Here is a 25399-nt window from a genome sequence, read left to right as displayed (position 1 = left end):
GAAAGCTCCCCCCGCCTATCGTGGCCGAAGGGGCACCCCGACCGAAGGGCTGCCGATGCATCTGCGCATGATCGCCTCCATAGCCGCCCTGACCCTGATGGGGAGCGGCACCGCCCACGCCGTGTCCGCCGGGGACGACCGCCAGGCCGTGTCCGCCGCGGACGACCGCCAGCCGGATCTGAGCGGCTTCTACACGCAGGAGATCAAGTGGGGCGCGTGCAAGGGGCTCGCCCACGCGCCGAAGGGCCTGCAGTGCGGCACGGTCAAGGTGCCCCTCGACTACGCCGATCCGGGCAAGAAGACGCTGAATCTCGCGATGGCCCGCTTCAAGGCCTCGGTGAAGGACCCGCGCGGCTCGGTGGTCCTCAACTTCGGCGGCCCCGGCGGCCCCGGAGTGCCCGGCCTCGCGGGCGGCGAGAAGGTCTTCGGCGAACTGACCAATGCGTACGACGTGGTGAGCTTCGACCCCCGCGGAGTGGGCCGCAGCGCCCCCGTGACCTGCGGTGACGGCACGGATATGCCGGAACTGGAGCCGCCGGGCGACGGCGGGGACGAGACGGCTTTCGCGTTCGAGATGCTGAAGGCGCAGTACGAGCTGTGCCGCAAGCACTCCGGTCCGGTGCTCGCGCACATGGGGACCGTGAACGTCTCGCGCGATCTCGATGTGATCCGCAGCGCGGTCGGCGACAAGAAACTCAACTATCTCGGCTTCTCGTACGGGACGCGGCTCGGCGCCGTCTATGCCGCGCAGTTCCCGAAGAAGGTCGGCCGGATGGTGCTCGACGGTGTGGACACCCTGACCGAACCGCTCACCGAGCAGGCCCTGGTGGGCGCGGAGGGCCAGCAGACGGCGCTCGACAACTTCCTGACCTGGTGCGCCGGGAACACCGGCTGCGCCCTTGGCACCAACTCCCGCGAGGCCAAGGAGAACATGGTCAAGCTGGTCAAACAGCTCAACAGGTTCCCGGTGTCGGCCGGCTTCGGCAATTTCACCGGGGACGACCTGGTCAACTCCCTCGGCCACGCGCTCTATCAGCGCGACATGTGGCCGTATCTCTCGCAGGCGCTGCTCTCCCTGGTCCTCGACGGCGATCCGCGCTCGCTGATGCGGATCAGCGGGGCTCTGACGCTGGCGCCCACGGCTGGTACCGGGCCGCGTCCGCGCAGCGACATCGGCTCCTACGAGGAGGACGTCCCCTACGACAACTCCACCGCCGCCCTCGTCGCGGTCAACTGCGCGGACGACCCGGACCGGTTCACCGCCGCGGACCTGGAGGACGAGGCCCGGCTGAAGAAGCTGGAGGCCGACTTCACCGAGGCCTCGCCGGTCTTCGGACCGCTGCGGCTCTACGAGGTCATGCTGTGCGCGGGGTACCCGAAGGGCACCGACTACATCCGCGACATCAAGGACGTCGACACCCCGAAGTTCCTCATGGTCGGTACCCGTGGCGACCCCGCCACTCCGTACAAGTGGACGACCGAGACCGCCCGCCGGCTCGGCGACTCGGCCGTCGTCCTCGACAACAAGGGCGAGGGGCACACGGGTTACGCCTCGTCGAAGTGCGTCAAGGGCAAGGTCAACGACTTCCTGCTGCACGGGTCGCTGCCGAGCGACGGGTCCTCCTGCGGACCGGAGGGCGGCTGAGCATTCCGTACGAGCTGAGCATTCCGTACGAGAGGCGGCCGGCCACCCCGTACGAGAGGCGTCCGCCTACCCCGTACGAGAGGCGGCCGACTCCCGTCCCCCCCCGTACGGGAGTCAGCCGCCGTCCGTGAGCCGGACCGTCAGCAGTTGCCGGACGTCGGCTTCCCGGCGAACCGGTCCGCCAGCCAGTTCTGCACCCGCGTCACCTCGGTGATCACGCCGGACACATGCTCACCGACCACGATCGTCCGCCAGTCCACGGCGGCCCCGCGCGCACACCAGTCCTTGCGCAGCCCCGTGCCGAGCGAGTACGGGATCAGCTCGTCGGCGAGCGCGTGGTACAGGTACACCGGGTGGTCCGGCTTGTGCGTGCCCAGGTCCGACTCGTTGAGCCGCTGCTGCCACTCGGGCGTGGCAAGCGGGTTGCTCGTGGTCAGGTCCGAGATCCGCTTGAAGGAGCCGACCGTGGAGTCGATGACCACGCAGTTGCTGCGGAAGAACCCGATCAGCGCCTTGCCCGCCGTATTGAGATACGAGTCGAGCTTCAGCTCCGGGTACGCGGCGTCCTGGCCGGCCGCCGCCATGAACAGCAGCCCCGATCCGTAGCCGCCGTCGTGCACCGGCACCAGCTTCTCCAGATGCGCCGGTACGCCACCGGTCGCCGTGCCCTTGACGTTCAGCTCGGGCGCGTAGGAGTCCTTCAACTCGGCCGCCCAGGAGGAGGCTTGACCGCCCTGGGAGTAGCCGACGATCCCGATCGGGCTCTTGGCGGTGATCCCGGAGGCCTCGGCCGCCGGGATGCGCTGGGCGGCCCGCGCCGCGTCCAGCATGGCGTGCCCGGCGGAGCGGCCCGCCGTGTAGGTGTGCTCGCCCGGGGTGCCGAGGCCTTCGTAGTCGGTGACGACCACGGCCCAGCCGCGCCACAGGTACTGCTGGATCAGATTGCCCTCCATCGTGGTGCCCTTGGGGAAGCCCGCGCTCGGCGCGCAGGAGTCGCCGAGCCCGACGGTGCCCACGGCGTACGTGATCAGCGGGCGGGGCCCGGTCTTCCCGTCGTCGGGGACGATCACGGTGCCCGTGACGGTGTTGGCCTGCCCGGTCGCCGAGGTGGACCGGTAACTGATCTTCCAGGCCTTGGTGTTGGTGGGCTGCAGCGGCAGCGGATGGAACGAGGAGTCGGCGACGCTGAGCACGTCACCCGGTTTCTCCGCGGCCTGGGGCGCCGCGGAGGCCGTGGCCGGAAGCAGCGCGACGGCGAGGACGGCGGTGCAGAGTCCCGAGAGGAGCGATCTGGGGATACGCATGCGGCTCTCCCAACTGTCCAGTGGGGATGGGTCAGTTGGGGTGAAGGTAGTGACTGGCGAGTAAGTTGGGGGCTGACCGGGCAGCTCAGCTTTGCTGACTCCGCGTCTCATGAGCGGTGGCCGTCGTAGCTGCCGTGGCCAGCCGGTACGCCCCCGGAGTCGTCCCCGTCCACCGCCGGAACGCCCGGTGGAAGGCCGTGTCCTCGGAGAACCCGAGCCGCGCCGCGAGCTCCGCGATCGGCTCGGCGCCCTCCGCGAGCCCCGCGATCGCGGCGTCCCTGCGCACGGTGTCCTTCAGCTCCTTGTACGAGGTGCTCTCCACCGCGAGCCGCCGCCTGAGCGTCGCCGGGCTCACCGCGAGCCGCGCGGCGATCTCGCCGAGCGCGGGAAGCCGCGGCGAGTCACCGAGCGCCCGCACCAGCGCCCGCCGCACCTGCTCGGTGACCGTCGTGGCGTACTCGCGCCGGCTGAGCAGCTCGAACGGCGCCCGCCGCAGCATCTGCGCCAGCTCGCCCTCGTCCCGTACGAGGGGTGCGGCGAGGTACTGCGCGGCGAAGCCGGCGCCCGTACGTGCGGCACCGAAGTGCACCGGGCAGCCGAAGAGCTGAGGGAACTCGTCCTTGTACGGCGGCGGGGGAGAGGCGAAGGACGCCCAGGTCAGCGGGATGCGCCGCCCGATCAGCCAGCTGCAGAGCCGATGCCAGATGATCACCACGCACTCCGCCAGGAACCGCTGCTCCTCGGACGCGAAGTCATTGCGCACGACGAGCACCGCCTCGCCGCCTTCGACCGTGAGGCTCAGATCAGGGCCGCCGGGGAAGAGCCCGTAGAAGGTCACCCCGCGCTCGATCGCCGCGCCCAGATCGCGGCTGGCCAGCGAGGCATGGCACATCATCGCGAAGGTCCCCGGCCGGCTCGGCGCGGTGCTCAGACCGAGGAACTCGTCGCCCGTCAGCTCGTACAACTCCCGGAAGAGCCGCACGAACTGGGCCGGTGTGACCCGTGCCCGCTCGTCGCCGAGCAGCAGCGGAGGTATCTGTGCCCGCTGCAGCAGGGGCACGGTGTCGACGCCTTGACCCTGGACGCCGCTCAGGAGCGCCCGCACCTGGTGCACGGTGATCGTCCGCCTCGCCATGGTCATGACGGTAGCGGGACTGAGCTCCCGGGTCAGTGGTGCTGACGCCTCCAGTCATCCCTTTTCGTAGCGGAGCGTCCCTAGCTTCATACGCACCGTGGACCCGGGAGGCGTCGTGCAGCAGACCGAACACCCCAAGAGCCTGGCCCTGTTGGCCGACTGGGCGGGCGAGCGCTACGGCGAACGCCCCGCCCTGCGCTTCAAGTCCGCGGACGGACCGCGCTCCCTCACGTACGGCGAACTGCGCGCCACCGTACGGAAGGTGGCCGCCGGCCTGATGGGGCTCGGCGTGGGCGCCGGCGATCGCGTGGCGATCCTCGCGGAGACCCGGCCGGAGTGGACGTACGCGCATCTCGGGGCGTTCGCGGCCGGCACGGTGGTGGTGCCGGTGTACCCGACGGCCGGGGACGAGGAGGTCGTCTGGGTGCTCGGCGACTCCGGCTCCTCGGTGGTGGTCTGCGAGAACGCCGCACAGGCCGCGAAGATCGAGCGTCTGCGCGACCGGTTGCCCACCGTCCGCGAGATCGTCCTGATGAGTGAAGCCGGCGAGAAGGACCTCGACCTCCTCCAACTGCCGGACCTCGCCACGGACGAAGCCCTCGACGCCCGTGCGGAGGCTCGCGGCGACGCGGACGTGGCCACGATCATCTACACCTCGGGCACCACGGGACCGCCCAAGGGCTGCATGCTCACCCATGGCAACTTCGCCGCCGTACGCGACGCGACCCTCGACCTGATCCCGGAGGACGAGGGCGACTCCACGTATCTCTACCTCCCGCTCGCACACGCGATGGCGCAGCTGGTGCAGCTCAAGACGCTGCTCAAGGGCACGGAGCTGATCTACTTCGGCGGCCGGATCGAGGACATCGTCGGCGAACTGGCCGAGGCACGGCCGACCCATCTCCCTTCCGTACCGCGCCTGTTCGAGAAGATCCACGCGGTGGTGCTCTCGCTCGCCGAGTCCCAGGAAGGCGGCGCGGAACGCTTCGAGGAGGCGCTGCGCGTCGGCGTCGAGGTCGCCGACCTGCGCGAACGCGGCCAGGAGCCGTCCGCGGAACTCCTCGAGGCCTGGCAGTCGGCCGACGAGAGGCTCTTCTCCCTCGTACGGGGAGCCTTCGGCGGCCGCCTCAAGTGGGCCCTCACCGGCGCGGCCCCGATCGCACCCGCCACGCTCAACTTCCTGCGCGCCTGCGGGATCTCGCTCTTCGAGGGCTACGGCATGACCGAGTCCGGCGGTGTGATCTCGCTCAACCACCCGGCCGCCTGCCGCTACGGCTCCGTGGGCCGCCCCATGCCCGGCTGCGAGGTGCGGATCGCCGAGGACGGCGAGGTGCTCACCCGCGGCCCCCACGTCTTCCCCGGCTACCACGCCGACCCGGCCTCGACCGCCGAGGCGCTCGACGGCGAAGGCTGGCTGCACACCGGAGACCTCGGCCGCCTCGACGAGGACGGCTATCTCTACATCACCGGCCGCAAGAAGGACCTGATCATCACCTCCGGCGGCAAGAACCTCACGCCCTCGCTCACCGAGTTCGCCCTCCAGGAGTCGCGGTTCGTCTCGCGCGCGGTGATGGTCGGCGACCACCGCCCGTACCCGGTCGCCCTGATCACCCTGGACGAGGAGGAGGTGCGCGGCTGGGCCGCCCGCACAGGCGTCACGCTGACCTCGCTCAAGGACCCGCAGGTGCACGCCCTGATCGAGCAGGCCGTCGAGACCGCCAACGCACAACTGGCCCGGCCCGCCCGCATCCGCGCCTTCGCGCTCCTGGACGAGGACTTCGACGTCGAGGGCGGGCTGCTCACGCCGAGCATGAAGGTCCGCCGCAAGGCGGTCATCGAGCGGTACGCGGCGGAGATCGACGCGCTCTACCCGTAGCGGAGATCGACGCGCTCTGCACGTAAGTCCCTAGCGGGTGGCGTCCTCATACAGCCGGGCCGTCAGCTCACCGAGCACGACGCTGTACGAGACGTCGTCGGTGTCCCCGCCGGCCTCGTAGCCGCCGAGCACGCCCACGAGCCGGCCGTCCCCGGTCACCCAGGGGCTGCCGCTGGTGCCGGTGGTGAAGTCGGGGCAGTCCACGCGCTGTTGGGTGCTCGACGCCTCGGTGGCCTCGACCGTGCAGGTCAGCGGTTGGTCGAGATCGCTGGGATAACCGGTGACGGTCACCTGCTCGCCGGAGAACCCGTCGGTGTCGAGGGTGTTCGCGCCGGTGACGTCCTCGATCTCCTTGCCGTCACGGGGCGCCAGTGTCGCGAACGCGATGTCGGCGTCCTCGTCCTCGTCGTCCAGCCAGGACTCGTCCTCGTGGATCCGCTCGATGGTCCAGGTCCCATAAGGTGCCTGGCCGTCGTGGTATCCGGGCGCGAACACCTTTCCGTCCGCGTCACCGAGACAGTGCGCGGCGGTCGCGATGAGATTGCGGCCCTTGCTGTGCACGACCGACGCGGTGCAGAAATGACCGCCGTCGAGATCATTGCTGAAGAGTGCGCCGACATACGACGGGATATCCGGATCGGGCTCGGCCGGGTCCCGGGCGTCGGAGACCGCGACGATGCTCACGAGCGCGGCCACAGAGGCGAGCGCCCGAAGCTTCCACACCCATCGCCGCCGGATGACGCACTCCTCGCTCGAGAGCTACTTGATGTACTCGTCCACGAGCTCGGTGAACCGCTCGGGCGAAATGGACTCAATGCCCTTACCCGAGTTTACCCGGATCTTTTTCCCGTCGATCAGGACCGTCGGCGTCCCGTTGATGTTCTGCTCGTAGAACTGCTGCGAGACCTTTTCGACCCACGGCATATACGTGAGTTCCTTGACCGCCTTGTTGAATGCGGGGGTCCGCAGGCCCTCCACCTGGTCCGCGAGTTCGAGCAGCGTCGCGGTCGAGCCGAACTTGTCGTCCGTCTCCTTCTCGGGGTGGTTCGCGTACAGCACTCCGAGGTATTCCATGAACTTCTCGGGGCTCTCGTTCGCGGCCGCACCGAGTGCGTTCACGGCCCGCTTGGACCCCTTGCCGCCGAGCGAGCCGTCGAGGAACGTCGCGAAGTGGTACTCGATCCGGTACTTGCCCTCATCGGCCTGCTGCTTCATCGTCTTGCCGAGACCGACCTCGGCGCCCGCGCAGTACGGGCAGCGCGGGTCGACCCAGACGGTCAGGACGTGCTTGCTGTCGGCCTTTCCGTAGGGCACGACGAGGCCGTCCTCGCTGGTGTGCGCCGGCGTGACCAGCGGACCCTCGGACGCCGCGGCGTCCGCGGTGGGCTGGGTGACGTACCAGGCGACACCGCCGGCCAGCGCGAGCGAGGAGACGATCGCCCCGGCGACCAGGATCCGCCCGCGCACCTTCGCCTTGCGCGCGGCGGCCTCCCGCTCGGCCCGCAGCCGCTCCCGAGCCGCCCGCTGTTCCTTCTTGCTGCCGCTCATTGCGTGTGCAGGCTCCCTGGTCGTGCGACGCGTGGACGCGCTGTCGCGTGATGCAGTACGCGTTCACCGTAAGCAGCGGGAACGCTCTGCCCGCAGGGCCCAAAGCCCTGCCGCACAGGTCCGGTCGTCCCCTTTTCGCGAGGTGCGCACGGGAGGCATACGCTGACGGCACGGCAGTGGGGACTGCCGTGGGGAACGGGGGGTTTCATGACCACAGCCGAGACCGCACAGGACCGGGTGCCGCTCGGCGCCCTGGGGCCGTGGGCGCGCTGGACCGGGCTGAGCGTGCTGCGGCACGGGCTGCTGTTCGTGGCCGGGATCGTGCTGTACGGGGTCGTCTACGCGACCGTTTCCGGGGACCTGCCGATACTCGGCGATCTCGTGCTCGTGCTGATGCTCGCCACGATCTATGTCGGCCTGCCGTCGGCCGTGGTGCTCGCTCTGGTCGGCGCCTGCCGCGGCGCCCTGGCTCCCTGGGCCCTGCGGACCGCCGCGGCCGTGCTGCTCCTGGTGGCGCTTGCGCCGGTCGCCGCCGCGTTCTGGACGATGGAGCCCGCCGTGCCGCTCGCCCTGGCCGCCGGCCAGCTCGCGTACGCACTGCTGATCCTGCCCGTACGGAAGAGGTAGGCCGGGCTCGTATCGAAGAGCCGGCCCGAGCGCCTGAAGAGGAAGCCCGGGAAAAGGCAGGAGCCCCGCATCCCCGCCGAGGCGGGGAGGGGGCTCCTTGGGTACTGCAATCCGTTGTCCGGCCAGAGCAGGCCGGACGGGATCAAGCGAATGTCGCCCGAATTAGATCGGGGTGACGTTCTCCGCCTGCGGACCCTTCGGGCCCTGCGTGACGTCGAAGTTCACGGCCTGGTTCTCCTCGAGGGAGCGGAAGCCGGACGCGTTGATCGCGGAGTAGTGGACGAAGACATCCGGGCCGCCGCCTTCCTGGGCGATGAAGCCGAAGCCCTTTTCAGCGTTGAACCACTTCACGGTTCCGGTAGCCATAAAGCCCTCCTATGGGCCAAAGGGTGTCCCTGCTCCCAGAACCCGCGAGTGTCACCACTACTGCAAAAGTCTGAAAACGACGAGAGCCCGCGGTTACATGCTCCGCAGGCTCTGTACTGCAAGGGAAACCAAACTGCAACTTGCGCCGAGCGTAGCACGCAGTCTGTGGGAAGCGATAGAGGGCAAGATCACGTCACTCGTACGTTTGACAGGCGCCTCATGCGTGTTGACGAAACTGTGACGAATCGGATGAATACGGGCAACCGGGGAGGTCACCGCCTCCCCCGGCGTCCGTGCCGCGGGCCGCCAGGTCTAGCCTCGCGATGTGGACAATTCTCCCGTGGACACGAGCGCACACCCCGCCGCCGCATCCCGTCGCAACCGGCCACGAGTCGGTCACATCCAGTTCCTGAACTGTCTGCCGCTGTACTGGGGCCTTGCCAGGACCGGCACCCTGCTCGACCTCGAGCTCACCAAGGACACCCCGGAGAAGCTGAGTGAGCAGCTCGTACGCGGCGATCTGGACATCGGTCCGATCACCCTCGTGGAGTTCCTGAAGAACGCCGACCGGCTGGTCGCCCTGCCCGACATCGCGGTGGGCTGCGACGGCCCGGTCATGTCCTGCGTGATCGTCTCGCAGCTGCCCCTCGACCGGCTCGACGGGGCGCGCGTGGCGCTCGGCTCCACCTCGCGCACCTCCGTACGCCTGGCGCAGCTCCTGCTCGCCGAGCACATCGGAGTGAGCCCGGACTACTACACCTGCCCGCCGGACCTCGGCGTGATGATGCAGGAGGCCGAGGCGGCCGTCCTGATCGGGGACGCGGCGCTGCGCGCCAACCTGCACGACGCGCCGCGGCTCGGACTGCAGGTGCACGACCTGGGCGCGATGTGGAAGGAGTGGACCGGGCTCCCCTTCGTCTTCGCGGTCTGGGCGGCCCGGCGCGACTACCTGGAGCGCGAGCCCCATGTCGTACGCCAGGTGCACGAGGCCTTCCTCGCCTCGCGCGACGTCTCCCTCGAAGAGGTCGCCAAGGTGGCCGAGCAGGCGGCGCGCTGGGAGAGCTTCGACGCCGGGGTGCTCGAGCGGTACTTCACGACGCTCGACTTCCGCTTCGGACCCGACCAGCTGGCGGGCGTCACCGAGTTCGCCCGCCGAGTCGGCCCGACGACGGGCTTCGCGGCGGACGTACGGGTGGAACTGCTCAAGGGTTGAGGGGGGCCTAGCCCGCCGTGGGCCCCGGCACGTACTTGCTGATCTTCTCCAGGGGGCCCTGGAAGAGGGCGGCTCCGTACTTGTAGCCGTCGTGCCCGGCGTTCGGGATCATGTGCAGGTCGATGGCGATCGGGCCCTTGTTGTACGCGGCGATGAACCCCTTGATCCGCTGCAGGTCCTTCGCGGGCTCCTTGTCGCCCATCAGCATCGTGATGCGCACCTTGGTGGGCCCGCCCTGCTTGATCAGGTCGGCGGCCAGCTGCTCGGGGTTGTTGGCCTGCTTCTCCTGCTCGTGGCCCTTCCAGAGCGGGGAGTCGGGGAAGGTGTCCGGGCCGCCGGCGATCGCGAAACTGAACTTGTCCGGGTGCTGCAGGGCCATCTTGATGCCGATGTAGCCGCCGGAGGAGGAGCCGAAGAAGCCCCAGCCGCTGGGGGACTTGAAGGTGCGGAAGTTCTCCTTCACGAGGTTCGGCACGTCCTCGGACATCCAGGTGCCCATCTTCGGCTGGCCGGGGATGTCGGCGCCGTCGTAGTAGTTGTCCCGGTTGGGGTTCTGCACGGGCATCACGATGATGTACGGCTTGCTCTTCCCCTCGGCCGCGGCCTGCTCGATCTTCTCCTGGAGCGAGAAGTCCTTGCCCCACCAGTAGTTGTTGGGGAAGCCGTACGAGCCGGGCAGCGCGATCAGCACGGGGAACGCGCTGTTCGCGTACTTCGGGTCCTTGTACTCCTTGGGCGCCCACACCCAGACCTTGCCGGTGAAGCCGGACTTCTCGCCGTGCAGGGTCGTGACACCGATCGTGGTGCCGTCGGCGAGCGTGCGCTGGGTCTCCCAGTCGCGCGGGTTCGTCGGCAGCTGCACGTCGGAGGCCGGATTGGCCTTCGCCTGCTGGGTGGTCCCCGTACCGCCGAAGCTGACCTCGTCCTTCTTGCCGTCCGGCCGCAGTACGGCGACGAGGGCGGCGGCGATGGCGAGGGTGGTGATCACCGCCGTGATGTACGGACGCTTGAGGCGCTTCATGGGTCTTCTCCGGCAGGCTGAGGGGCACCGCGAGGCGGTGGTTCGGGTCTGGATTCCGGGCATTAAGAGGCAAAAGGGATGTATGTGGTTGCCTGGGGCGGAAGGTGATCCGGGCCACTGCGCCCGCCCCGTTCGGGCCTACGCTGCTGGTAGCGAAGGCCGGCGGCTTCCGGGGGAGCCGGCGAATTGCGGGGGAGGCCGACACCATGCAGCCGCTCGAAGCGGGCGAACCCACGACCATCGGCCCGTACCGGCTGCTCGGGCGGCTCGGCGCGGGCGGGATGGGGCGGGTCTATCTGGGCCGCAGCGCCGGCGGGCGGACCGTGGCGGTCAAGGTCGTGCATCCGCACTTCGCGCTCGACGAGGAGTTCCGCGCCCGCTTCCGCCGCGAGGTCGAGGCCGCCCGCAGGGTCGGCGCCGCCTGGACCGCCCCGGTGCTCGACGCGGACGCGGACGCTTCCGTCCCCTGGGTGGCGACCGGGTACGTCGCCGGGCCCTCGCTGTCGGAAGCGGTCGGCGAGCGCGGGGCGCTGCGTGTGCTGCCGGACCATTCCGTACGGGTGCTCGGCGCCGGCCTCGGCGAGGCGCTCGCGGCCGTGCACGCGCTCGGCCTGGTCCACCGGGACGTCAAGCCGTCCAACGTGTTGCTCGCGCTGGACGGCCCGCGCCTGATCGACTTCGGGATCGCCCGCGCCACGGACGGCACGGCCTCCCTCACCTCCACCGGCGTCTCGATCGGCTCGCCCGGCTACATGGCGCCCGAGCAGATCCTCGGCAAGGGCGTCACCGGCGCCTCGGACGTCTTCTCGCTCGGCGCGGTCCTCGCATACGCGGCGACCGGCAGCGCACCCTTCACCGGGGACTCGTCGGCCGCGCTGCTCTACCAGGTCGTGCACACCGAACCCGAAGTCGCCCTGCCCGGCGGCGACTTGCGCGAGGTGATCCTCGACTGCCTGGCCAAGGAGCCCTCGGCCCGCCCGGCACCGGCCGAGGTCGCCCGGCGGCTCGCGCCCGGCGGCGCGGCCGGTCTCGTGGCCGCGGGCTGGCTGCCGGGGCCGCTGGTGGAGCAGGTCAGCCGGAGCGCCGTACGCCTGCTCGACCTGGAGCCCTCGCCTGCGCCGGAGGCCTCGGGCCCGGTGCCGTTCAGCAAGCCGGGGGTGTTCGGGCCGCCGGACCCCACGTACGGGGCCCCGGCCGTGCACGCGTCCGAGGAGCCCGCGGACCGGCAGCCGGCCGCGGCCGAGACGGCGCCGCCGCCCGGCAAGCTCTCCGTCTCGGTGTCGGCGGCGACCACGCAGGGGGACAACGGGCGCGGGCGCAAGGTCAGTTGCACCCTGGCGCTCGCGGTCGCGAGCGCGGTCGCGGCGGTCACCCTGGGCTCGGTGCTCGTCTTCAACATGCTGCCGGACAACAACGGCGACAACGACGGCGGCGCGGGCGGCAAGCAGAGCTCACGGCCGCCCGCGGCCACGCAGTCCTCGTCCCCGAGCGCGGAACCCTCCACGCCGGACGGCGCGCTCAGCGAGATCCCCGAGCGCTACCTCGGCACCTGGCAGGGCAAGGCGCAGGCGCTCGGCGGGCTGCTGCCCGCGGGCACGGTCGAGGTGAAGGTGAAGCAGGCGGACGTCGGCAAGCAGCTGGGCACCGCGAGCATGACCGACGAACTCGGCGCGAGCACCTGCACCGACATCCTGATCCTCCAGTCCGTCACGGACAAAGAGCTGATCGCCGTCGGCAAGGCGAAGAACAAGAAGGACGCGCGCTGCACGAAGAACGACCACATCGTGCGGCTGACACCGGTCGGTGACGATCTGCAGTACTCGTCCGAGAACCCGGACGGCGGCGACCCCAGCGCGCGCCTGTCGAAGGTCGGCTAGGCGCGCCTCCCGGCGGCCGGCGGGCCGGGGCCCGGCCCCCGGAAAGGTGCCGAGCCCCCTGGCGTACGCTGGATCGGTCCGTCCTCCACGTCCGAAAGGGACCAGCCGGTGACCGAGAAGACCGCACTCCAGTCGATTCTCGACCGCGCCGCCGAGGGTGGGCGGATCACCCCCGAAGAGGCACTCGACCTCTACCGGCACGCGCCGCTGCACGCGCTCGGCGCGGCCGCCGACGCCGTACGCCGCCGCCGCTACGCCGGTACGGAGCACATCGCGACGTACATCATCGAGCGGAACATCAACTACACCAACGTCTGCGTGACGGCCTGCAAGTTCTGCGCCTTCTACGCGCCGCCCAAGGACACCGCCAAGGGCTGGACCCGCGACCTCGACGACATCCTGCGCCGCTGCGCGGAGACCGTGGAGCTCGGCGGCACGCAGATCATGTTCCAGGGCGGGCACCACCCGGACTTCGGCGTCGAGTACTACGAGGAGCACTTCTCGGCGATCAAGATGGCCTACCCGCAGCTGGTCATCCACTCCCTCGGCGCGTCCGAGGTCGAGCACATGGCCCGGATCTCGGGGGTCTCGGCCGAGGAGGCCATCCGCCGGATCCACGCCGCGGGCCTCGACTCCTTCGCGGGCGCCGGCGCCGAGCTGCTTCCGGAGCGTCCCCGCAAGGCGATCGCCCCGCTCAAGGAGTCGGGCGAGCGCTGGCTCGAGATCATGGAGATCGCCCACAACCTGGGTGTCGAGTCCACCTCGACCATGCTCATGGGCACCGGCGAGACCAACGCCGAGCGGATCGAGCACCTGCGGATGATCCGCGACGTGCAGGACCGCACCGGCGGCTTCCGCGCCTTCATCCCGTACACGTACCAGCCGCAGAACAACAAGCTGCGCGGCCAGACGCAGGCCACGCTCTTCGAGTACCTGCGGATGATCGCGATCGCCCGGCTCTTCCTCGACAACGTCGCGCACATCCAGGGCTCCTGGCTCACCACGGGCAAGGAGGTCGGCCAGCTGACCCTGCACTACGGCGCGGACGACCTCGGCTCCGTGATGCTGGAGGAGAACGTGGTGTCCTCGGCCGGTGCCAAGCACCGCTCGAACCTCCACGAGATCATCGAGATGATCCGCACCGCTGACCGTGTGCCGGCCCAGCGCTCCACCACCTACGAGCACCTCGTCGTGCACGACGACCCGGCGAACGACCCGGTGGACCACCGCGTGGCCTCGCACATCTCGTCCACGGCGATCGAGGGCGGCACGGCTCACCCCGAGCTCAAGCTGCTCTCGGCCAACTGAGCGCGCTTTGCTGACACTTCACGCCACGGACGACGGCTCGGTCCTCGTCGACGGCGACACGGTCGCGGCCCTGGGGTCGTTCGACGAACTGGCCGGGGCGCACCCGTCCGCGCGGGTTCGCCGCTGGCCCGGCATCCTCACGCCGGGGCTCCTCAACCCGTACGGTCCGGAGATCCTGGAGTCGACGTACCACCCGGACCCGCGCGAGGCCGGGACGTACGGCACCGTGCCGATCGGCGGTCAGCGCGCACGCGAGATCTTCCGCGCCGAGCCCGCCCGCCTCGGCCCGAGCGCACGCCGCGGCGTCCAGCGCCTCCTCGCGCACGGCACGGTGGCGATCGCGGGCGAACTCAAGTCCAAGGCCGCGATCGACGCGGTACGCGGGGCCGGCCTGGCCTTCGGCAACCGCCCGCAGAAGATGCCGGGCCCGGTGTCCCTCACCCCGCGCCCCCTGGTCCTCCTGCCCCAGCTCACGGTCGGCGGCCCGGCCCGCTTCGCCGTCTTCGACGTCCCGTCCCGCGAGGACTTGGTCCGCCTCGGCGCCTCGACGTGTGTGGCCACGGTCATCGCCGGCCGCTTGCTGTACCGGGGGCGGTAACCCGGCCCCACTCAGCCCCTTTGGCCCCGCAGGCGCAACGGCCCGCACCTGAGGACGCACCGCCACGCACCCGCCCCCACGCCCGCCCGCCCGGCCCACCCCTGCGACAATGACCAAGTGACCCGCGCATCCTTGGACAAGCAGCCGCACGAAGTCGCCTCGATGTTCGACGACGTCGCGGAGAAGTACGACCTCACCAACGACGTGCTCTCCCTCGGTCAGGACCGGGTGTGGCGCAAGGCCGTCGCGCAGGCGGTGGACGCGCGGCCCGCGCAGAAGGTGCTCGACCTCGCGGCCGGCACCGCGACCTCGAGCCTGCCCTTCGCGCAGACCGGCGCGTACGTCGTGCCCTGCGACTTCTCGCTCGGCATGCTCCGGGTCGGCAAGCGCAAGCACCCGCATCTGCCGTTCACCGCGGGCGATGCCACGAAGCTGCCGTTCAAGGACGACACCTTCGACGCCGTGACCATCTCCTTCGGACTGCGCAACGTGCAGGAGACCGACCGGGCCCTGCGCGAGCTGTACCGCGTCACCAAGCCCGGCGGCCGCGTGGTCATCTGCGAGTTCAGCCACCCCACTTGGGCCCCGTTCCGCACCGTCTACACCGAGTACCTGATGCGCGCCCTGCCGCCCGTCGCGCGCGCCGTGTCCTCCAACCCCGACGCGTACGTCTATCTCGCCGAGTCCATCCGCGACTGGCCGAACCAGCCCGCGCTCGCCGCGAAGCTGCAGGACGCCGGCTGGTCGAAGGTGGCCTGGCGCAACCTCTCCGGCGGCATCGTGGCCCTGCACCGGGGCTTCAAGACGGTCTGAGCGGGCAAGGGAACGAGCCGATGCCGTACGACCACACGGCGCCGGGCGCCGAGCACTACCTGCCCGTACTCGAGGAGATCGCCGCCGAGGTCGCCGCCAAGCCCGGCCGCGGCCGCTCCGCCGACTACATCCCCGCGCTCGCCTGCGTGGACCCGGACCGCTTCGGCATGGCCGTCGCGGATCTGGACGGCGGCGTCTGTGGGGTGGGGGAGTGGCGGACGCCGTTCTCCACGCAGTCGATCACCAAGGTCTTCGCGCTCGCCCTCGTCCTCGCGCACGAGGGCACGGGCCTGTGGGAGCACGTGGGCCGCGAGCCCTCGGGCAACCCGTTCAACTCCCTTGTGCAGCTGGAGTACGAGCACGGCATCCCGCGCAATCCGTTCATCAACGCGGGCGCCCTCGTCGTCACCGACCGGCTGCAGACCCTGACCGGCGACGCGAGCGCCGATCTCCTCGCCTTCCTGCAGGCCGAGAGCGGCAACCCGGAGCTCGGCTTCGACCTCGAAGTCGCCGCGTCGGAAGCGGCGCACGGCGACCGCAACGCGGCCCTCGCCCACTTCATCGCCTCGTACGGTCACATCCGTCAGCCGATCCCGCCGCTCCTCGACCACTACTTCCGCCAGTGCTCGATCGAGATGAACTGCGCAGATCTCGCCCTGGCCATCGGCTTCCTGGCCCGGCACGGGGTGCGCGCCGATGGCTCGCGGCTGCTTTCGCGCAGTGAGGCCAAGCAGGTCAACGCGGTGATGATGACCTGCGGGACGTACGACGCCGCAGGCGACTTCGCGTACCGGGTCGGGCTGCCCGGCAAGAGCGGTGTGGGCGGCGGCATCGTCGCGGTCGTGCCGGGGCGGTGCACGGTCTGCGTGTGGAGCCCGGGGCTCGACGAGCGCGGGAACTCGGTGGCGGGGGTCGCGGCGCTCGACCGCTTCACCACGCTCACCGGCCTTTCGGTCTTCTGAGGTCCAAGAGGCTCCGGGGCAAAGGGAGTTGACGGGAACCGCGGGAGGGGCAGGCTGAGTCCGTAGGGATGCGGAACACCGCTCCCGTCCCCGGATCTGACGCCAGGAGCCCGGCTTGTCGTCTCAGTGGCCACAATGGCCTTGCCCCGCCTGCGGCACCGCCTTCCTGGAGGAGGCCCGCTTCTGCATGAAGTGCGGGCGGGCGCGAGGGGAGGCGCCCTCGGACGCGCCCCAAGCCCCGCCCTCTCAGCCCGTCCAGCCCGCACCGCCGAGTGCTCCGCCGCCGCCCGGCTTCGGTCCCGGCTTCGGTACAGGGCCGGGCGCGCAGCCCGGCTTCGGTGCGGGCGGCGGCCCCGGCCATCCGGCCGCACCGGGCGGGCCGCCCCCGCCCGGGTACGGCCCCACGTACGCCCCCGCGGGCGCGTCTCCCCTGGGCGCCTTCCTCGGACGGGCGTTCCGCGGCGGCTGGGCCGCGTCCGCGCAGGCCGCGCTGTGGCCGGTCGGGCTGCTCCTGATCGCCGCGGCAGGCCTCGCGATTCCCTCGTACGGACAGGAGGAGGGCGAGGCGCCCGTCTCCTTCACCGACCGCTTCCGGCTCATCACGGCCATGCTTCTGCAAGGTCTCGGCGGCGGGTTCGAGGCGCAGGGCCCGTCCGGCGACGACTCCAACCCCTTCGGCGGCTCGGAGAGTTCAGGCTTCCTGGACGGCAGTTCCGCCGAGTCGGGCACCGCGACGCTCTCGATGGTCCCGCTGACGTTCACCGTGCTGTGGATCGTGGCGCTGCTCATCGGCGTCCGGATGCTGCGCGCCCGCCAGGCCGCGGCGCCCGCGCTCTCGCGTACCGCCGGACTCGAAGCGGCCGTACGGATCGCGGTCGTCGCGGGCGTCGCCGTCCTGGTGCTCGCGCTGTTCGCGCAGCCCACCGTCGAGGACGTCGAGGTGTCGTCCGCCCCGGTGCTCTCCGCGCTCGGCGCACTGGGCCTCACGCTCGTGACGGCCCTCGCCCTGCTGCACCGGGACGACCTGGCGGGTTGGCTCGCGGTACGTCCGGGAGTCCACGCGTGCGTACGGGCGGGAGCAACCGCCGTACGCGCACTGGCCGTTGTGCTCGCCCTGAGCGCCCTCGTCGCCTATCTCTGCCTCGCCGCCCAGGACGACATGGAGAAGGAGGGCCTGCTCGTCCTGCTCGCCTTCCTGCCCAACCTGGGCGCCGCGGCGCTCGCCGTCGGGTGGGGCGGCTCGCTGGAGTTCACCGCGAGCCGCAACTCCGAGTTCAGCGGCGACCGTACGGAATCGGAGTCGGTCGGGCTGTCCGATCTCGCCGATCTGACCAACGACTGGGCGATGGTCGGCGGCCTCGCCCTCGGTGCGGTGTGCGCCCTGGTGGTCGGCGTGCTCGCCGCCCGCCGGCACGCCAACCGGGGTGAACAGCCCCTGGCGGCCGGGCTGTTCTTCGCCCTGCTGCTCATCGTGGCCGCCGCGTCCGGGCTTGCCGTCGAGGGCTCGGCCGGCGAGCTCGCCGAGCTCGGCGGCGAGGGCAGCTTCGAGGCCGGTCCGAGCATTCCCGAGCTGCTGCTCTTCGGGCTGCTCTGGCTCTCCGCGGCCACCTTCCTCGGCCCGTACGTCCTGCGGATGACGGGCAACGGAAGCCTGCCGCCCGCGCCTTACGCACCGCCGGCACCGGGCTACGCCCCGCCGGGTGTGGGCATGCCCGGCGCGCCTGCCGCCCCCCACACCCCGGAGGCTCCCGGCGCCCAGCCGGTGTACGACCTGGGAATGCTGGGAAGCGCGGCTTCCGCGCAGGACGTGACGGAGGGCGCGCAGCCGCCCGCCCCCGAAGCCTTGTACAGCCACGCATACGCGCCGACCGCCACGGCCCCCGCCGCGGGGCCGCCCCCGCAACGCCCGCGCGCCGCCGTCTGGATCGTCACCCTCACCGCCGCCCTCGTGCTCGGCGCCGGTGCCACGGCCGGTTTCCTGCTGCTCCAGGACGACGGCGACGACCCCGCCCCCAAGGACGCCAAGCCCTCGGCCTCCGCGTCCCCCGGCGCGGAGTCGACCGCATCCGAACCGTCCACGGCCGAGCCCTCGCCGTCGGACAGCACCGCGTCCGACCCGTCCACCGACCCCACGGCCGGATCCGACGCCACGGCCGGCACCGACTCCCGGATCGTCACCGACTCCGCCGGCTTCTCCTTCGCCGTCCCTGACGTCTGGGACCGGGTGAGCGAGGAGAACGGGCAGATCACGTACGCGGGTTCGACCGGCTTCGGCCACTTCCTGATCGGCGTCGTCCCGGACGCCCCCGTCTCCTCGTACGAGAACTTCCGGACGATCGAGCAGAAGTCGCAGAAGAATCCGGACTACCAGCGGATCCGTCTGGAGGAGAACACCTTCCAGGGCCGGCCGGGCGCGGTCTGGGAGTACACGTACACCGAGGAGGAGACCGGCCGGACCGTGCACGCGATCGACCAGGGCTATGTGGCCGAGGACGGCACGGAGTACGCCATCTACTTCACGGACTACGAGGAGAGCTGGGAGCCCAGCGGCCGCGAGATCTTCGAGGAGGCGCTCGCCACTTGGCGGCTGACGGGCTGATGTCTGGCATCCGGCATCCGGCATCCGGCATCCGCATCCGCATCCGCATCCGGCATCCGGCACCAGGCACCTGACTCCTGGCGACCGCGCGAACCGAGGCCCGCCGCCCGGCAGTTGTCTGCCGGGCGGCGTCCTCCGCAGCTCATCGCACGGGCAGGATCCACTCCCCACTGCCGTCGGGCTCGTCCAGCTCCCGCTGCATCCCGCCGTGCGGCGGGCGCGGTGTGCGGGGCTCGCGGACCCCGCTGCCGCCCTCGCCCTCGTCCGGTCCGAAGTCGAACCACAGCGTGACGATGGCACCGAACGGCACCTGCGCGCCCGGCTCGGGGAACTGGCGTACGACGTAATCGGTCACCATGAACGGGAAGGCGGGCTCCTGCGGCGCCTCGACCAACAGGCCGGCGAGCGCCGCCTGTTCACGTACGTCCATGGCCATCTGCCCGACGAACTTCGGGACGGTCACTTCGGGTTTTCTGCGCAAAGCCGTCACCCCCAGCCGAAGGCCCTGCCTTCGCCTTCCCGCCTGCTCGGCGGCGTCTGGCACGCACGCTCGCTGCGTTGCCGAAAGGCCTGAGTAGCTCCGCTACTAAGTCCTTCCGGCGCCTTGCGATCGCACGCACCAGACGCCGCCGAGCCGCCCTACGGGCGACGACGGGAAGGCGAAGGCAGGACCTACCGGAAGGGTAAACGGCCGGGAGCCCGACCGGAAGGCAGCAGACCGGTCGGCGCGGAGGCTCAGAGCGCCAGGCTGTAGCGGCGCCCCCGCTTGCCCGCGGGCGTCACGTACTCCTCGGCAAGCTCCATCCCGAGCCGCTCGCAGACGGCGACCGAACGGCGGTTGTCGGTGGCGACCATCGCGACCACCTCCGGTACACCGGCCGCCCGCACCCGCTCCAGGGTGGTGAGCGCCGCGCCCGTCGCCAGGCCCTTGCCCCACGCGTCCCGGCCCAGACGCCAGCCGATCTCGATGGCGCCGACCGGGCCCCACTGCGGGCGCGGCCAGGGCTGCGCGCCCGTGAAGCCTGCCACGGCGCCGTCCTCGTCGAGGATCGTCCAGAGACAGAAGCCCAGTTCGGCGTCGTGGCGGCGCTGGCGGGCCGTGAGCTCCTCGTACACGGACACCTCGGCGGACTTCCCGCCGTGGAACTCCATCACCTCGGGGTCGTCGAACACCCGGTGCCAGACATACGCGTCCTCCTCGGTCGGGACCCGCAGCCGGTCGGCGGGCAGCGGCACGAGCGAGCTGGGTGTGGGTCGTGTCATGCGGGCGGCCCTCCGATTCGTGATCAAGCGGCCCCCATAGACTGCCCCTGTCCAGTGCTCTTCAGCACGCGAAATCTTTACGCCAGGGGAGAACCCGTCGTGACCGAGCCCCTCTCCGAGCCCGCACCCGACTCCCTGACCAAGCCGCTCTCAGAGAACACAGCCGATGTCATCGTCGTCGGGGCCGGACCGGCCGGATCCACGACGGCGTACTACCTGGCGAAGGCCGGACTCGACGTCCTGCTCCTGGAGAAGACCGCGTTCCCGCGCGAGAAGGTCTGCGGCGACGGCCTGACGCCGCGCGCCACCAAGCAGCTGGTGTCGATGGGCATCGACATCTCCGAAGAGGCCGGCTGGCTGCGCAACAAGGGCCTGCGCATCATCGGCGGCGGTGTGCGCCTGCAGCTCGACTGGCCCGAGCTGGCCTCGTATCCGGACTACGGACTCGTCCGCAAGCGCGACGACTTCGACGAGCAGCTGGCGCGCCAGGCGCAGAAGGCGGGCGCGCGCCTGTACGAGCGCTGCAATGTCGGCGCTCCGATCCTCGACGACCGCACCGGCCGCATCACGGGTGTGCACGCCAAGCTCGGCGAGGAGAAGAAGGAAGTCACCTTCCACGCCCCGCTGGTGGTCGCCGCCGACGGCAACTCCACGCGGATCTCCCTCGCGATGGGCCTGCACCGCCGCGAGGACCGCCCGATGGGCGTCGCCGTACGGACGTACTTCACCTCGCCGCGGCACGACGACGACTACCTGGAGTCCTGGCTGGAGCTGTGGGACAAGCGCGGCCCGGGCGAGGACCGGCTCCTTCCCGGCTACGGCTGGATCTTCGGCATGGGCGACGGCACGTCCAACGTCGGCCTCGGCATCCTCAACTCCTCGAAGGCCTTCCGCGAGCTGGACTGGCGCGAGGTGCTCAAGGCCTGGTGCGCCTCGATGCCCGAGGACTGGGGCTACACGCCCGAGAACATGACGATGCCGATCCGCGGCGCCGCACTCCCGATGGCCTTCAACCGCCAGCCGCACTACACCAAGGGCCTGCTGCTCGTCGGTGACGCGGGCGGTCTGGTCAACCCGTTCAACGGCGAGGGCATCGCGTACGCGATGGAGTCGGGCCAGATCGCGGCCGATGTCATCGTGCAGGCCCACGCCCGCCAGACCCCGGCCCAGCGCGAACTGGCCCTGCAGCGCTACCCGAAGGTCCTCAAGGAGACCTACGGCGGCTACTACACGCTTGGCCGCGCGTTCGTGAAGCTGATCGGCAACCCGAAGGTCATGAAGATCGCGACCCAGCGCGGTCTGACCCACCCGATGCTGATGCGCTTCACGCTCAAGATGCTCGCGAACCTGACGGACCCGTCGGGCGGCGACGCGATGGACCGGATCATCAACGGTCTGTCGAAGGTGGCTCCGAAGGCCTGACCCGGCCCAGGCATTCCGGCGCCGCTTTTTCAGGCTCCCGCTTTTTCAGGCCCCCGCTTTCGGAGCGGGGGCCTGTCCAGTTCGCTTCCGCTGCGAGAGAGGGCATCCGTGCAGCAGCACACACTGAACCTGTGGCGCCGACAGCTCGGCGAGGTACCCGAGTCGGTCTGGCAGCGCAGGGACCTCGACGTGCTGATCCTCGCGGACAACGGGCTCACGCACCTCTCGCCGCGGATCGGAAAGCTGGACCGGCTGCGCATGCTGGACCTGGGACACAACGCGCTCACCGAGGTGCCCGGTGAACTCGGGGACCTGACCGGGCTCAGCGACTGCCTCTATCTGCACGACAACCGCCTCACGGAGCTCCCGGAGACGCTGGGGCGGCTGACACGGCTGCGCTACCTCAACGTCGGCGAGAACCCCCTCGCCGCCCTGCCCGAGGCCATCGGCGCGATGAGCGGGCTGGTCGAACTGCGCGCGCAGCACGGCCGGCTCACCTCCCTGCCGGACTCGATCGGCCGCCTCGGCAAGCTGCGCGAGCTCTGGCTGCGCGGCAACGCCCTCGCCCAACTGCCGCCGTCCGTCGGCCAGCTCCGCGAGCTGCGCCATCTGGACCTGCGCGAGAACGCGTTCACGGAGCTCCCCGAGGCGCTTGCCGGCCTCCCGCTCCTGCGCCACATCGACCTGCGCGGCAACCGGCTCGGGCCGCGGCTGCCGGACTGGCCGGTGCGGCTGCCCTCGCTGGAGAAGCTGGATCTCCGCTGGAACGGAATCGACCCCGGGCTGCCGGTCCTGGCCGAACTGGAGCGGCGGGGCTGCGTGGTCCTCACGTAAGCCGTGCAGGTTCTCGCGCAGAGACCCGCTGGTACTCGACAAAGCCCTGGCCGAAGCGGCATCCAGGGCATCCAGTAAGGTCCGCTGATCACAACGGGCGCGTACAGCTGCGGCCCGGCGGACCAAGGGGTGGGACCGTGAACGAGGCGATACCGGACGGCTCTTGGCGGCTCGGTCCGCGGGTGGGCGGGGCGCTGGCCGGCCGCTGGTGGCAGTGGGCGCTGTCCGCGCCGGACGAGATGAGTCCGGTACGGGACGAGACGGGGGAGCACGCGGCCTGGGACCAGCCGGACGATCTGTGGTTCCTGGCCGGAACATACGGGGGCAAAGTCACCCGCACCTGTGCGATTCCCTCGGACCGGCCGGTGTTCTTCCCGGTGTTCAACATCCAGACCGTACGCGGCGCGCTCGACCAGGCACCGCCGAGGATGCCCATCGCCCGGGCCGAGGCCTGGCTCAACGGGAGTCCGCTGGAACTGACGCAGTTCTCCGGCCAGTTCACGCTGGGCACCGAACGCCACCACACCTGGGGCCTGTGGGGCGCGCTCACCCCGCTGACCCCCGGCGAGTACGTCCTGGAGATCAGGGCCGACACGGGCCGCGGCTTCTGGGTGGACACGACGTACCACCTGACGGCGACGGCCGGACCGTCACGCTGACGGCAAGACCGGCCACGGCTCCAGCGCGGTGACCGCATTTGTGGGGATCGGGCCGTATACGTGCGGGAAGGCGGGCCCGCCGGGCTGTGCGGACTCGAAGCGTACGGGGGCCGTCAGGCGCTCGGAGTCGACGACCAGGACGACGAGTTCGCCCTCGTGCGGGCCCTCGCCGTACAGGAACCGCGCCACGGCCGGCAGCTGCTCACGCGTCGAGCAGTGGATGAACCCCTCCTCGGCGAGGGTGCGGCCGCGGGTGGACTGCTCGTACGAGCCCGTACGGACAGCCGCGTCCCACAGGGCGCGTTCCGTGAGGTGCAGGATCTCCGTCATGACGCCCGACCCTAACAACGGCCCGGAGACGGCCTGAAACGCGACGAAGGGCCGCTGCATCCCCGAGGAAGCAGCGGCCCTTCGCCACACGTACGGACGAACCGTCAGAGAACGCGCACGGCGCCCGACGCCGGGTAGCCCGACAGGTCCTGGATGACAACGCCCTTCGAGGGGTTGGCGGCGTCCAGGTACTGGCCGTTACCGATGTACACACCCGTGTGGTACGCGGAGCCCTTGCCGCCCCAGTAAAGGATGTCGCCCACCTGGAGGTTGGACGTGCCGACCTCGGTGCCGACCATCGACTGGTCCTGCGAGACGCGGGGAAGGTCCACGCCGGCCTGCTTGAACGCGGCCTGCACCAGGGAGGAGCAGTCCCACGCGTTGGGGCCGGTGGCACCCATGACGTAGGCGTCGCCGAGCTGCGCCTTCAGGAAGGAGATGACCGCGGAGACCGAACCGGAGGCGGGGGCCTCGGCGGTGGTGGAGGCGGAAGCGGTCGAGAGCGTGGTGCGCTCGGAGTCGCGGGCGGCGCGCTCCTTCGCCGCACGCTCGGCGGCCTTCTTCTCGGCGGCGGCCTTGGCCTTCGCCTTCTCCTTGGCCTCCTTGGCGTCCTTGGCCGCGGCCTCGATGGCCGCGTCCTTGTCCGCCTGGAGCGTGTACGCGTCGGCCGCCTGCTGCGTGGCGTCGGCCGTCGCGGCCACCTGGGTCGCCAGGTCGGTGGTGAGCGTGGGCATTTCGATGGTCTCGGTCACCGGCTCGGCCGCGTTCGCCATGCCAGTGGTGCCGGCCACCGCAAGGGTGCTGAGGACGCCACCGGCAACTCCGGCGCGCAGCTTGGTGACGCGCTGCGGGCGGGGCTTCCGGTGGCTGGGTATGTGAGCGGTGTGGGACATGAGAACAACCGCTATCAGGGTGTCAGGGTTCCCTTCAAGAAACGTGTGCTGCGCCACAGTTGTGGCCGATCAAGCCGAATCCCGCGCGTGTCGACGCTTATTGACGCCGTAACGGGCAATTTGGACAGCCTTGATCAGCGCTGTGATCATGGGTTTTCCAAATAACGCCCGTTTTGCCCAGCGCCTACCACCGGTGGCAGTTGTTGGCCAAGCCCGGTTGTTCCCGGCCCTCACAGAAGTGGCACAGGTCACGAACAGGTCTCCGTCGTGTGCCCGAGATATGGACGCCGGACCGCTCGTGAATGCGTGCACGCGTCAGCACCCGTACAAAAGGATCCCCCGAGCGAGGGAAGGCTGCCCTTATCAGGTCGCCGATCGAGGCGCCAATTTGCTTGCAGCTGCCATCACTTGATAGTGAGCGCACCCTCGTGACCAGCGGTAACCGGCTAATTGATCACCATTGGTGATCACTCCGGAGCTTCGCGTATGAAGATCACCGCTCATCCGACTTCATGATCCTTCGTCAGGTGGTGGAGATCACAAAGGCGTTGTCGTACCCCGTGTCGCAGATCACAGACCGGCAGGCATAGGATGCGGGGCAGTTGGGCTTGTGAACTGCCTCACATAAGCACGATCTTGGTGAGTCGGGGCACGCGCCCACTGGGCGGGGCGCTATCGCCCCGCGCAGGTCCGTCCGCCGAAGCAGTCAATGTCGACTGAGAGGAGCGAGGAGCGGTGAACGCTTATGCGCCCATCCTCGTACTGGGAGCCCTAGCGGCAGGCTTTGCGATCTTCTCCGTGGTCATGGCCACGCTTATCGGTCCAAAGCGGTACAACCGCGCCAAACTCGAAGCCTACGAGTGCGGTATCGAGCCGACGCCGACTCCGGCCGGCGGTGGGCGCTTCCCGATCAAGTACTACCTGACGGCGATGCTCTTCATCATCTTCGATATCGAGATCGTCTTCCTCTATCCCTGGGCGGTCACCTTCGACGCCCTGGGTGTTTTCGGGCTCGTGGAGATGTTGCTCTTCGTGCTCACCGTCTTCGTCGCCTATGCGTATGTATGGCGGCGCGGCGGCCTGGAATGGGACTGAGGGGCTGAGGG

24 protein-coding genes are annotated in these 25399 nt (G+C 70.3%); 14 read left to right on the top strand and 10 right to left on the bottom strand.

The window, feature by feature from the left end:
* Positions 1 to 55 precede the first annotated feature (55 nt).
* Entirely contained in the window at positions 56 to 1645 is a 1590-nt protein-coding gene (locus H9Y04_RS39510) for an alpha/beta hydrolase (RefSeq protein WP_236072008.1), read from the top strand.
* Positions 1646 to 1785: 140 nt separating this feature from the next.
* Here the strand turns inward: H9Y04_RS39510 and H9Y04_RS39505 are convergent, their stop codons facing one another.
* Positions 1786 to 2949 carry a lipase family protein gene (locus tag H9Y04_RS39505; protein WP_187819056.1) on the bottom strand — a complete coding sequence of 388 codons (1164 nt, stop codon included), beginning with the start codon at positions 2947 to 2949 and terminating at the stop codon, positions 1786 to 1788.
* An 85-nt stretch (positions 2950 to 3034) separates the two neighbouring features.
* Positions 3035 to 4084 (bottom strand): AraC family transcriptional regulator, encoded by a 1050-nt coding sequence (locus H9Y04_RS39500; protein WP_187819055.1) that lies wholly within the window; start codon positions 4082 to 4084, stop codon positions 3035 to 3037.
* Positions 4085 to 4199: 115 nt separating this feature from the next.
* Here H9Y04_RS39500 and H9Y04_RS39495 point away from each other — a divergent pair, with 115 nt between their 5' ends.
* Positions 4200 to 5960: an AMP-dependent synthetase/ligase gene (locus H9Y04_RS39495; protein WP_187819054.1), complete on the top strand. Its 1761-nt coding sequence runs from the start codon at positions 4200 to 4202 to the stop codon at positions 5958 to 5960.
* Positions 5961 to 5990: 30 nt separating this feature from the next.
* Here H9Y04_RS39495 and H9Y04_RS39490 read toward each other — a convergent pair whose 3' ends face one another.
* Together H9Y04_RS39490 and H9Y04_RS39485 are read right to left on the bottom strand one after the other, a co-directional pair.
* The gene (locus H9Y04_RS39490; protein WP_187819053.1) at positions 5991 to 6683 is read right to left on the bottom strand and encodes a trypsin-like serine peptidase; all 693 of its coding nucleotides are present in this window, start codon (positions 6681 to 6683) and stop codon (positions 5991 to 5993) included.
* A 36-nt stretch (positions 6684 to 6719) separates the two neighbouring features.
* Entirely contained in the window at positions 6720 to 7508 is a 789-nt protein-coding gene (locus H9Y04_RS39485) for a thioredoxin domain-containing protein (protein WP_187819052.1), read from the bottom strand.
* A gap of 207 nt (positions 7509 to 7715) precedes the next feature.
* Here H9Y04_RS39485 and H9Y04_RS39480 point away from each other — a divergent pair, with 207 nt between their 5' ends.
* Positions 7716 to 8135: a hypothetical protein gene (locus H9Y04_RS39480; protein WP_187819051.1), complete on the top strand. Its 420-nt coding sequence runs from the start codon at positions 7716 to 7718 to the stop codon at positions 8133 to 8135.
* A 162-nt stretch (positions 8136 to 8297) separates the two neighbouring features.
* On the opposite strand, the gene H9Y04_RS39475 is transcribed toward H9Y04_RS39480, so the two are convergent.
* Positions 8298 to 8501 carry a cold-shock protein gene (locus H9Y04_RS39475; RefSeq protein ID WP_052580872.1) on the bottom strand — a complete coding sequence of 68 codons (204 nt, stop codon included), beginning with the start codon at positions 8499 to 8501 and terminating at the stop codon, positions 8298 to 8300.
* Positions 8502 to 8841: 340 nt separating this feature from the next.
* Here H9Y04_RS39475 and H9Y04_RS39470 point away from each other — a divergent pair, with 340 nt between their 5' ends.
* Positions 8842 to 9714, top strand: a complete 873-nt coding sequence (locus H9Y04_RS39470) for a menaquinone biosynthetic enzyme MqnA/MqnD family protein (RefSeq protein WP_187819050.1) — start codon at positions 8842 to 8844, stop codon at positions 9712 to 9714.
* Between the two features lie 7 nt (positions 9715 to 9721).
* On the opposite strand, the gene H9Y04_RS39465 is transcribed toward H9Y04_RS39470, so the two are convergent.
* Positions 9722 to 10735, bottom strand: a complete 1014-nt coding sequence (locus tag H9Y04_RS39465; protein WP_187819049.1) for an alpha/beta hydrolase — start codon at positions 10733 to 10735, stop codon at positions 9722 to 9724.
* A 206-nt stretch (positions 10736 to 10941) separates the two neighbouring features.
* Here H9Y04_RS39465 and H9Y04_RS39460 point away from each other — a divergent pair, with 206 nt between their 5' ends.
* The 6 genes from H9Y04_RS39460 (at position 10942) to H9Y04_RS39435 (ending at position 18892) form a co-directional block, all read left to right on the top strand.
* Complete coding sequence (locus H9Y04_RS39460) at positions 10942 to 12612, top strand: serine/threonine-protein kinase (protein WP_187819048.1); 1671 nt, start codon at positions 10942 to 10944, stop codon at positions 12610 to 12612.
* Positions 12613 to 12720: 108 nt separating this feature from the next.
* The gene (gene mqnC, locus H9Y04_RS39455; RefSeq protein WP_187819047.1) at positions 12721 to 13920 is read left to right on the top strand and encodes a cyclic dehypoxanthinyl futalosine synthase; all 1200 of its coding nucleotides are present in this window, start codon (positions 12721 to 12723) and stop codon (positions 13918 to 13920) included.
* Positions 13921 to 13927: 7 nt separating this feature from the next.
* Complete coding sequence (locus tag H9Y04_RS39450) at positions 13928 to 14518, top strand: imidazolonepropionase-like domain-containing protein (RefSeq protein ID WP_187819046.1); 591 nt, start codon at positions 13928 to 13930, stop codon at positions 14516 to 14518.
* Between the two features lie 117 nt (positions 14519 to 14635).
* A complete protein-coding gene (locus H9Y04_RS39445; RefSeq protein ID WP_187819045.1) occupies positions 14636 to 15331 on the top strand; it encodes a demethylmenaquinone methyltransferase in 696 nt (231 codons plus the stop codon).
* A gap of 20 nt (positions 15332 to 15351) precedes the next feature.
* Positions 15352 to 16293, top strand: a complete 942-nt coding sequence (locus tag H9Y04_RS39440) for a glutaminase (protein ID WP_187819044.1) — start codon at positions 15352 to 15354, stop codon at positions 16291 to 16293.
* Positions 16294 to 16408: 115 nt separating this feature from the next.
* Complete coding sequence (locus H9Y04_RS39435) at positions 16409 to 18892, top strand: zinc ribbon domain-containing protein (RefSeq protein ID WP_214662088.1); 2484 nt, start codon at positions 16409 to 16411, stop codon at positions 18890 to 18892.
* A 142-nt stretch (positions 18893 to 19034) separates the two neighbouring features.
* Here the strand turns inward: H9Y04_RS39435 and H9Y04_RS39430 are convergent, their stop codons facing one another.
* Together H9Y04_RS39430 and H9Y04_RS39425 are read right to left on the bottom strand one after the other, a co-directional pair.
* A complete protein-coding gene (locus H9Y04_RS39430) occupies positions 19035 to 19355 on the bottom strand; it encodes a PASTA domain-containing protein (protein ID WP_308801795.1) in 321 nt (106 codons plus the stop codon).
* Between the two features lie 272 nt (positions 19356 to 19627).
* Entirely contained in the window at positions 19628 to 20155 is a 528-nt protein-coding gene (locus tag H9Y04_RS39425; protein ID WP_187819041.1) for a GNAT family N-acetyltransferase, read from the bottom strand.
* Positions 20156 to 20290: 135 nt separating this feature from the next.
* Between H9Y04_RS39425 and H9Y04_RS39420 the strand changes: the two genes are divergently transcribed.
* From H9Y04_RS39420 to H9Y04_RS39410, 3 genes are all read left to right on the top strand, one after another.
* The gene (locus H9Y04_RS39420; RefSeq protein WP_187819132.1) at positions 20291 to 21577 is read left to right on the top strand and encodes a geranylgeranyl reductase family protein; all 1287 of its coding nucleotides are present in this window, start codon (positions 20291 to 20293) and stop codon (positions 21575 to 21577) included.
* Between the two features lie 108 nt (positions 21578 to 21685).
* Positions 21686 to 22411: a leucine-rich repeat domain-containing protein gene (locus H9Y04_RS39415; protein WP_308801793.1), complete on the top strand. Its 726-nt coding sequence runs from the start codon at positions 21686 to 21688 to the stop codon at positions 22409 to 22411.
* Positions 22412 to 22548: 137 nt separating this feature from the next.
* A complete protein-coding gene (locus H9Y04_RS39410) occupies positions 22549 to 23070 on the top strand; it encodes a hypothetical protein (RefSeq protein WP_308801791.1) in 522 nt (173 codons plus the stop codon).
* Here H9Y04_RS39410 and H9Y04_RS39405 read toward each other — a convergent pair.
* Together H9Y04_RS39405 and H9Y04_RS39400 are read right to left on the bottom strand one after the other, a co-directional pair.
* Positions 23062 to 23400, bottom strand: a complete 339-nt coding sequence (locus H9Y04_RS39405; protein ID WP_187819040.1) for a DUF952 domain-containing protein — start codon at positions 23398 to 23400, stop codon at positions 23062 to 23064. The genes H9Y04_RS39410 and H9Y04_RS39405 overlap by 9 nt on opposite strands.
* A 104-nt stretch (positions 23401 to 23504) precedes the next feature.
* Entirely contained in the window at positions 23505 to 24293 is a 789-nt protein-coding gene (locus H9Y04_RS39400) for a C40 family peptidase (protein ID WP_187819039.1), read from the bottom strand.
* A 735-nt stretch (positions 24294 to 25028) separates the two neighbouring features.
* Here H9Y04_RS39400 and H9Y04_RS39395 point away from each other — a divergent pair.
* Positions 25029 to 25388, top strand: a complete 360-nt coding sequence (locus H9Y04_RS39395) for an NADH-quinone oxidoreductase subunit A (protein WP_093617117.1) — start codon at positions 25029 to 25031, stop codon at positions 25386 to 25388.
* Positions 25389 to 25399: the final 11 nt, after the last annotated feature.

Origin of the sequence: Streptomyces polyasparticus (assembly GCF_014493765.1) — a bacterium.
GTDB lineage: Bacteria > Actinomycetota > Actinomycetes > Streptomycetales > Streptomycetaceae > Streptomyces > Streptomyces polyasparticus.
Note: the sequence above shows the minus strand (reverse complement) of the source record. Positions and strands in the feature narration are given on the sequence as shown.

Bases quoted from the DNA above. Each gene is read 5' to 3' on its own strand.
- H9Y04_RS39500 (WP_187819055.1), bottom strand. From the start codon at position 4,084: ATGGCGAGGCGGACGATCACCGTGCACCAGGTGCGGGCGCTCCTGAGC.
- H9Y04_RS39400 (WP_187819039.1), bottom strand. From the start codon at position 24,293: ATGTCCCACACCGCTCACATACCCAGCCACCGGAAGCCCCGCCCGCAG.
- H9Y04_RS39505 (WP_187819056.1), bottom strand. From the start codon at position 2,949: ATGCGTATCCCCAGATCGCTCCTCTCGGGACTCTGCACCGCCGTCCTC.
- H9Y04_RS39425 (WP_187819041.1), bottom strand. From the start codon at position 20,155: ATGACACGACCCACACCCAGCTCGCTCGTGCCGCTGCCCGCCGACCGG.
- H9Y04_RS39475 (WP_052580872.1), bottom strand. From the start codon at position 8,501: ATGGCTACCGGAACCGTGAAGTGGTTCAACGCTGAAAAGGGCTTCGGC.
- H9Y04_RS39405 (WP_187819040.1), bottom strand. From the start codon at position 23,400: ATGACGGAGATCCTGCACCTCACGGAACGCGCCCTGTGGGACGCGGCT.
- H9Y04_RS39460 (WP_187819048.1), top strand. From the start codon at position 10,942: ATGCAGCCGCTCGAAGCGGGCGAACCCACGACCATCGGCCCGTACCGG.
- H9Y04_RS39480 (WP_187819051.1), top strand. From the start codon at position 7,716: ATGACCACAGCCGAGACCGCACAGGACCGGGTGCCGCTCGGCGCCCTG.
- H9Y04_RS39465 (WP_187819049.1), bottom strand. From the start codon at position 10,735: ATGAAGCGCCTCAAGCGTCCGTACATCACGGCGGTGATCACCACCCTC.
- H9Y04_RS39485 (WP_187819052.1), bottom strand. From the start codon at position 7,508: ATGAGCGGCAGCAAGAAGGAACAGCGGGCGGCTCGGGAGCGGCTGCGG.
- H9Y04_RS39510 (WP_236072008.1), top strand. From the start codon at position 56: ATGCATCTGCGCATGATCGCCTCCATAGCCGCCCTGACCCTGATGGGG.
- H9Y04_RS39440 (WP_187819044.1), top strand. From the start codon at position 15,352: ATGCCGTACGACCACACGGCGCCGGGCGCCGAGCACTACCTGCCCGTA.